General features: G+C 62.4%; 2 protein-coding genes and 1 pseudogene. 2 read left to right on the top strand and 1 reads right to left on the bottom strand.

From position 1 onward, the window contains the following. On the top strand, positions 1–264 hold a 264-nt coding region (locus AB0M20_RS26890; RefSeq protein ID WP_364302794.1), incomplete at its 5' end, for a hypothetical protein. A gap of 2,909 nt (positions 265–3,173) precedes the next feature. On the opposite strand, the gene AB0M20_RS26895 is transcribed toward AB0M20_RS26890, so the two are convergent. Next, a complete protein-coding gene (locus AB0M20_RS26895; protein ID WP_364302796.1) occupies positions 3,174–4,028 on the bottom strand; it encodes a hypothetical protein in 855 nt (284 codons plus the stop codon). Between the two features lie 34 nt (positions 4,029–4,062). Here AB0M20_RS26895 and AB0M20_RS26900 point away from each other — a divergent pair. Next, positions 4,063–4,678: pseudogene (locus AB0M20_RS26900) on the top strand (IS256 family transposase); the annotation flags it as partial. Positions 4,679–4,992: the final 314 nt, after the last annotated feature.

The following is a 4,992-nucleotide window of genomic DNA, read 5'->3' on the forward strand; positions in this document are numbered from 1 at the left end:
GACACCCAAGCACCGCGAGTCCGACACCGTGGTGCGGCGCGGCCCGATCACCAAACAGGGCTCCACCCTGGTGCGCTGGGCCGCGGTCGAGGCGGCCCAGGGCGCCCGCAACGCGGGCTGGCTCGAGCAAGGCGCACCCGCATCGCCGAACGCCGGGGCCGCAACATCGCCACCGTCGCGGTGGCCCGCAAACTGCTCACCTACGTCTACTACGGCCTGCGCGACGGGCACATCCGCGCCCTCGACCAAGCCACGGCGGCGTGAGCAGGCTCGGACGTGACCGGACGCGGGTCGTTCTGTGTCTGACCCCCGTCGGCCGGCGGCGTGGTCGCCTCCTTGATTGACCCCGCCCGGTCACGGTCGTAAATCACCATGCCCCCGAAAGACTGCGGGGCGAACGGATGACCGGCAGCCGAGCCTCGGCCTGCCCTCCGGCATCGAACCCGGAACCTGGCGAACACGACCAACCCATAACCCCCACCACGGCTACGCCGCGGCCAGTCACGCACGCCTACCAGCGGCCTGCGGCCGCAGGCGAAGGGCAGCAAACCCACGACTTGACCGGCCCCACTCCTTCATGGATGACAAAGAGAGGTGCCGTTAGCGAGATAGTCCCGAGGACGAAGGCCGAGAGGATGGGTAGCCGGGTGTCTGAACTCCGACATCGAGCACTGCCTACGTCGGACTAACATGTATTAGCTCAACAACGGCGTTGCGTCATTCCCGCAGGTCTCGTCAGAATCACTCAGGGGATGATCGGGAGGTGTCCGCGATGAGCCGGGTGTCGTGGCAATCAGTCAAGAACGGGTGGTCGACGATGTCATCAAACTATTCGCAGTGGCTGCGACCCAGGGGTCCGAATGTTGCTAGCGGTCTACTCGTCATTGTCGCTGCCTACGCCGCTTGGATGATGGAGCCTGAAGTCACACCAACGTCCTCGGGCTGCACACCCAAGGCACTACCTCCGACGACTCAGGTCGCAAGTGTCGCCGTCGCAGATGCGACCGGTGAGCAACGAATAGACATCGTTATACCACCTAGTGGGGGCCTTCGTAACGGTAGATCACCGGAACTGACTATCCAGGGAGATTCGACTCTCCCAGCCGGGACTCCGCTAGCCATGGCCACTACGGAATTTCGCCGCGACGACGGCGACGTCCTGGCACATGCTCAAGTCACGAGCGTTGCCCAAGTTGCGCGGGACGGCCGGACCGTAACAGTCAGCATATGCGCGTCTCCACGCCTCGGCGAAGTAAGCGGTTACGGAAAGTATGTCGGCGCGACCAGCCTCGACGATCCTCGCGCGCGAGGGGCGAACATTCCCATAGATATACACGTTAGCTATCCTTTTCACAACAGGGTCCTCTTGTGGTCGCTATTAGCCGCATTGTCCGGTCTGATTTGGACTTGGATAATAAGGCACGCGGACGAGCAGATTCCACCACGTCGAGAGCCGTGGACACATACGCTCGGTATTCGTATAGCGTCGATACTAGTGGCAGTACCCGTTGTAATTTCACTTGTTATCGACAATAGCGATTGGCCTGGGAAATTGTCATCCTATGTGGCGTTGGCCGCGGCCGTGGGCGGCGCCGTTATCGCCGCTGCCCCTACCTTTCGCGCACTCGCCAGTCGAATTGAGGAGCCCCCGCCACCACCGAACGTCAACGGTTGATCTGCGTCACCGGTGGCCTTGGGAGGGGAACGGGCACCCGTCGTGAACGCCGTTTGCGGTACACCGCCGGCGCGACTGGCAACGCCATGAACAAGAAGGAGCTCGATGAGCATTTCAGGGTGCTGCGGCGGATTGGAGACGAATACATTCAGGCGTGGATTCGCCTCCGTAGCGAGTCAGGAGACGCGCAAACCCCGAGTGCCCAGCAAGATTCCCTTTCTGTAACGGATCCGGCACGTCGCCCTGATTGACTCGCTGCCTACGAGGTCAGTCAGCCCGACGCCGTCGTAGGAGAAAACCTCGCCTCGACCCCTCGCTTGTAAGACTTGGGCGATGCGTCCGGCCGCGTCTGTCCGCGTCCGTGACCTCGGACAGTCGTCCGCCACCATCACGACCTGTCCGGCTCCGTCCGTGGCGGTTGCTGTCGTCGTTGCTGTCAGCTGACTCAGGCGGCTCGCTGTGTTATGAGGTGGTCAAGTGACGTCCCGTCCTCGTCAGGCGCCATGCCGTATTGCTGTACGTCGGCCGGCTCCCTCCTGGCTGTCGCGCAGGGGTCCCGCTAGTTAGCGCGCAGCGGATCACCAACTGCCCTTTAGGCCACCTTGTCAGGCCCTAGCCAAACCCAGGAGGACACAAGTGAATGCCGGGCACGCCTGGCACCCCTCCAGGCCCCGGCAGATCGCGGCAGCCTAAAAACGGCAGACAATACTGGTGACACAAGCATGGTGCCAAACTCAGTGCAGCGATGATGCCTGCCCCGGCGGCTCGCCCTGCTGCGGAAACTCCAGAACTTGCGATAGCGGCGGGCATTCGTAAGATCATGTCCCGGTTGCACTTGCAGTCGTCATACCCTCGGTCGTCGAAACACTTGTCGTGCCGACAGCACACCTGGTCGACCGCATCTATGGGAGGGTTTGGTCCGCCGAACCCCGGGCCGCACCAATTGCCGTATATAGGAATAGATAAGGATAGGGCCTGACGACCGACTCGAGTGGTGATACGCGGATCGAGAGTTGCCTGGGTCGCCGCCACTGATTCACTGAAGTCTGCAATTTGGGATGGAGCGAAGTTCTTGCCGGGATCCATTGCGCCGGGAATAGAAAAATATGTGGTGCGGGATTTTTCAAGTGAGACTTCAGCTGTGAAGCCGGGTACGTTCATATCTGTGCCCTCCGTCGGCTTGTCGCGTTGTCCAATTGGCGATCATGGACACTGCCGATTCCGCGGAATGCAGTCGAAGCAGAGTCCATTGGGTGCGGGATCACAACAGCGTTGATTTACACCGCATCGCGAAGCGACCGGCGGCCTGCCGCCACCTCCCCCGGCGCCTCCGCCAGGCCTGACGATGTCGCATCCTGCTTGCAGAACGAACCGCCGGAGCGGTCGTCCGTGCTCGGCACGTGCTTGAGTAGCGTACGCGGACCGAGTTCTGTACAGAGATGATCCAGCTACAAACTGTGGAATGCTCATATCTGGTCCCTTGTTTGTGGTGTGTATGCTAGCGGTCGAAGTACGGCGACAATTTGGTCACCATGAATGGGAATTCTTCCGACACGTCCACGCGGACGAAGTATTTATGCGTCACATCGGTCTGACGGTGGGTATAGGCGAAGATAACGTCCAGCACCGTGCGTGTGTTCCTCAGACGAGAGGATTTAACCTCGACCGCCGTCAGCGATGCATCATCAGCGTGTGCGGCAGCGGTTTGGGCGTAAACAGCAGGATATCGCACGGCCAAGTAGTTGAGTGCCCGGTGCTCGTCCGTTGCCCCGGCATTGTCAGCCATCTGCATAATACGGTCAAGCACCTCCTCTGCAGTCGCGCGGAATTTTGTGATCTCTGCTTTGCTCGCGCCCTCCGGCGTGGGGATGGCTCCCAGGAGGCTGTCGCGATCGAACGAGAAAATCTGGTCGTAGATGAGAATCGGCAAGCCAAGACCATTACACGCATCCGGTGGAGCGGTAGGCCCGAGGATTCCGATGGCCAGGTCGAGGTCATCAGGCTGCGGCCTCCCTCGAACTGATTGCATCAGGAGGTCGAGATCACTGGATTCTCGGGGCGCCAACAGATACGTCTCTAGTCCCTCGATCACGAAGATCCAGCACAACTGGCGTGCTAGATAGCGGTTGGAACTGTCCGCCAGGACAGCCTGGAAAGTCTCTTGATCGGTCAAGCCAGCGGTTATAGCGCGGCCAGCTGCTTGAGCGAACTCCTTCTCGATGCCGATCGACGGGAAGCGCGGCTCAATGCGTCCGAGTGCGTACACAAATGGCTGGCTTGGCAGTGTCAACGTATCACTGTCCATTCGCATGTCGGAGTCGCCGGTTTCTCGTAGGGCGTCCTCCGGCTCCATAGTTCCTCCGTCTATTAGGGTCGCGCGCGGCCCGATCGTGGTGGCCACCGGCGTCCGCAGTGATGGCTGGCGGGAGGTGCTCGGGTTCGCCGTGGGTGACAGTGAGGACGGCGCGTTCTGGACCGCGTTCCTGCGGTCGTTGAAGGCCCGTGGGCTGGGCGGGGTGCAGCTGGTCATCTCCGACGCCCACACCGGCCTCAAGCAGGCCATCGCCGCGGTGCTGCTCGGCGCCAGCTGGCAACGCTGCCGAGTGCACTTCCTGCGTAACGTGCTCGCCCAGGTCCCCAAGGGCAACGCCGAGATGGTCGCCGCGGCGATCCGCACCATCTTCGCCCCCCGACGCCGCCCACGTCCGTGAGCAGCTCGACGTGATCGCCGGGATGCTCGGCCGGCAATCCCGAAGGTCGAGACCATGCTGCGCGACGCCGCCGAGGACCTGCTGGCGTTCACCGGCTTCCCGGTCAGCCATTGGAAGAAGATCTGGTCGACCAACCCCCTCGAGAGGTTGAACAAGGATCAAACGCCGCACCGACGTCGTCGGTGTGTTCCCCAACCCCGCCGCCCTGCTCCGCCTAGCCGGCGCGGTGCTGGTCGAGGCCCACGACGAATGGCAGACCGGCGACCGGCGCTACCTCGCCGAAGGCTCCATGGCCATGCTCACCACGACACCGACCACGACAAGCGAACTGATCGCGGCGTAACCAGACGCGTTGCCAGACAGGGCAACGAACCGGAAAACTGAACAACGCACAGAGCCTTACGCCGGCGATCTACACCACTCCGCGGGACGTGACCCCCAGGCCGTGCCGGTCGGCTGCCGGACAACACCCTCGCATGCCCCGAGACTCTGACGGTCTTCGGCTGGCCCGACCTCTCCCCGCCTTCCACGAGTGTCGCCGGGAGCGGTTAGCGTGCCGCCGCCCGCATACCCCGCGGGCGCCGGCACGCTGCCTCGGCGACGGAG

The sequence above is a fragment of the Actinoplanes sp. NPDC051633 genome (assembly GCF_040681735.1).
Lineage (GTDB): Bacteria > Actinomycetota > Actinomycetes > Mycobacteriales > Micromonosporaceae > Actinoplanes.

Coding starts and splice junctions, on each gene's coding strand:
- AB0M20_RS26895 (WP_364302796.1), bottom strand. CDS start 4,028: ATGGAGCCGGAGGACGCCCTACGAGAAACCGGCGACTCCGACATGCGA.